This is a genomic window from Bacillus cereus, from assembly GCF_015071065.1.
Classification (GTDB): domain Bacteria; phylum Bacillota; class Bacilli; order Bacillales; family Bacillaceae_G; genus Bacillus_A; species Bacillus_A cereus_BA.
The window spans coordinates 1-2929 of the sequence record NZ_VOVA01000063.1 but is presented as its reverse complement, the minus strand read 5'-3'; the positions used below and the strand labels follow the sequence as shown (position 1 = coordinate 2929).

Below are 2929 nucleotides of genomic sequence, written 5' to 3'. Positions count from 1 at the left end.
GTATGTTCTTTGAAAACTAGATAACAGTGTAGCTCATATTTTTTTAATTTTAGTTTGGTTAAGTTAGAAAGGGCGCACGGTGGATGCCTTGACACTAGGAGTCGATGAAGGACGGGACTAACGCCGATATGCTTCGGGGAGCTGTAAGTAAGCTTTGATCCGAAGATTTCCGAATGGGGAAACCCACTATACGTAATGGTATGGTATCCTTACCTGAATACATAGGGTATGGAAGACAGACCCAGGGAACTGAAACATCTAAGTACCTGGAGGAAGAGAAAGCAAATGCGATTTCCTGAGTAGCGGCGAGCGAAACGGAATCTAGCCCAAACCAAGAGGCTTGCCTCTTGGGGTTGTAGGACATTCTATACGGAGTTACAAAGGAACGAGGTAGACGAAGCGACCTGGAAAGGTCCGTCACAGAGGGTAATAACCCCGTAGTCGAAACTTCGTTCTCTCTTGAATGTATCCTGAGTACGGCGGAACACGTGAAATTCCGTCGGAATCTGGGAGGACCATCTCCCAAGGCTAAATACTCCCTAGTGATCGATAGTGAACCAGTACCGTGAGGGAAAGGTGAAAAGCACCCCGGAAGGGGAGTGAAAGAGATCCTGAAACCGTGTGCCTACAAATAGTCAGAGCCCGTTAATGGGTGATGGCGTGCCTTTTGTAGAATGAACCGGCGAGTTACGATCCCGTGCAAGGTTAAGCTGAAGAGGCGGAGCCGCAGCGAAAGCGAGTCTGAATAGGGCGTTTAGTACGTGGTCGTAGACCCGAAACCAGGTGATCTACCCATGTCCAGGGTGAAGTTCAGGTAACACTGAATGGAGGCCCGAACCCACGCACGTTGAAAAGTGCGGGGATGAGGTGTGGGTAGCGGAGAAATTCCAATCGAACCTGGAGATAGCTGGTTCTCCCCGAAATAGCTTTAGGGCTAGCCTTAAGTGTAAGAGTCTTGGAGGTAGAGCACTGATTGAACTAGGGGTCCTCATCGGATTACCGAATTCAGTCAAACTCCGAATGCCAATGACTTATCCTTAGGAGTCAGACTGCGAGTGATAAGATCCGTAGTCAAGAGGGAAACAGCCCAGATCGCCAGCTAAGGTCCCAAAGTGTGTATTAAGTGGAAAAGGATGTGGAGTTGCTTAGACAACTAGGATGTTGGCTCAGAAGCAGCCACCATTTAAAGAGTGCGTAATAGCTCACTAGTCGAGTGACTCTGCGCCGAAAATGTACCGGGGCTAAATACACCACCGAAGCTGCGAATTGATACCAATGGTATCAGTGGTAGGGGAGCGTTCTAAGTGCAGTGAAGTCAGACCGGAAGGACTGGTGGAGCGCTTAGAAGTGAGAATGCCGGTATGAGTAGCGAAAGACGGGTGAGAATCCCGTCCACCGAATGCCTAAGGTTTCCTGAGGAAGGCTCGTCCGCTCAGGGTTAGTCAGGACCTAAGCCGAGGCCGACAGGCGTAGGCGATGGACAACAGGTTGATATTCCTGTACCACCTCTTTATCGTTTGAGCAATGGAGGGACGCAGAAGGATAGAAGAAGCGTGCGATTGGTTGTGCACGTCCAAGCAGTTAGGCTGATAAGTAGGCAAATCCGCTTATCGTGAAGGCTGAGCTGTGATGGGGAAGCTCCTTATGGAGCGAAGTCTTTGATTCCCCGCTGCCAAGAAAAGCTTCTAGCGAGATAAAAGGTGCCTGTACCGCAAACCGACACAGGTAGGCGAGGAGAGAATCCTAAGGTGTGCGAGAGAACTCTGGTTAAGGAACTCGGCAAAATGACCCCGTAACTTCGGGAGAAGGGGTGCTTTCTTAACGGAAAGCCGCAGTGAATAGGCCCAAGCGACTGTTTAGCAAAAACACAGGTCTCTGCGAAGCCGTAAGGCGAAGTATAGGGGCTGACACCTGCCCGGTGCTGGAAGGTTAAGGAGAGGGGTTAGCGTAAGCGAAGCTCTGAACTGAAGCCCCAGTAAACGGCGGCCGTAACTATAACGGTCCTAAGGTAGCGAAATTCCTTGTCGGGTAAGTTCCGACCCGCACGAAAGGTGTAACGATTTGGGCACTGTCTCAACCAGAGACTCGGTGAAATTATAGTACCTGTGAAGATGCAGGTTACCCGCGACAGGACGGAAAGACCCCGTGGAGCTTTACTGTAGCCTGATATTGAATTTTGGTACAGTTTGTACAGGATAGGCGGGAGCCATTGAAACCGGAGCGCTAGCTTCGGTGGAGGCGCTGGTGGGATACCGCCCTGACTGTATTGAAATTCTAACCTACGGGTCTTATCGACCCGGGAGACAGTGTCAGGTGGGCAGTTTGACTGGGGCGGTCGCCTCCTAAAGTGTAACGGAGGCGCCCAAAGGTTCCCTCAGAATGGTTGGAAATCATTCGTAGAGTGCAAAGGCATAAGGGAGCTTGACTGCGAGACCTACAAGTCGAGCAGGGACGAAAGTCGGGCTTAGTGATCCGGTGGTTCCGCATGGAAGGGCCATCGCTCAACGGATAAAAGCTACCCCGGGGATAACAGGCTTATCTCCCCCAAGAGTCCACATCGACGGGGAGGTTTGGCACCTCGATGTCGGCTCATCGCATCCTGGGGCTGTAGTCGGTCCCAAGGGTTGGGCTGTTCGCCCATTAAAGCGGTACGCGAGCTGGGTTCAGAACGTCGTGAGACAGTTCGGTCCCTATCCGTCGTGGGCGCAGGAAATTTGAGAGGAGCTGTCCTTAGTACGAGAGGACCGGGATGGACGCACCGCTGGTGTACCAGTTGTTCTGCCAAGGGCATAGCTGGGTAGCTATGTGCGGAAGGGATAAGTGCTGAAAGCATCTAAGCATGAAGCCCCCCTCAAGATGAGATTTCCCATAGCGTAAGCTAGTAAGATCCCTGAAAGATGATCAGGTTGATAGGTTCGAGGTGGAAGCA

General features: G+C 51.5%; 1 rRNA gene. It reads left to right on the top strand.

What is annotated here, in order from left to right:
- Positions 1-56 precede the first annotated feature (56 nt).
- Positions 57-2929: ribosomal RNA gene (locus FT637_RS29430) — 23S ribosomal RNA — on the top strand; the annotation flags it as partial.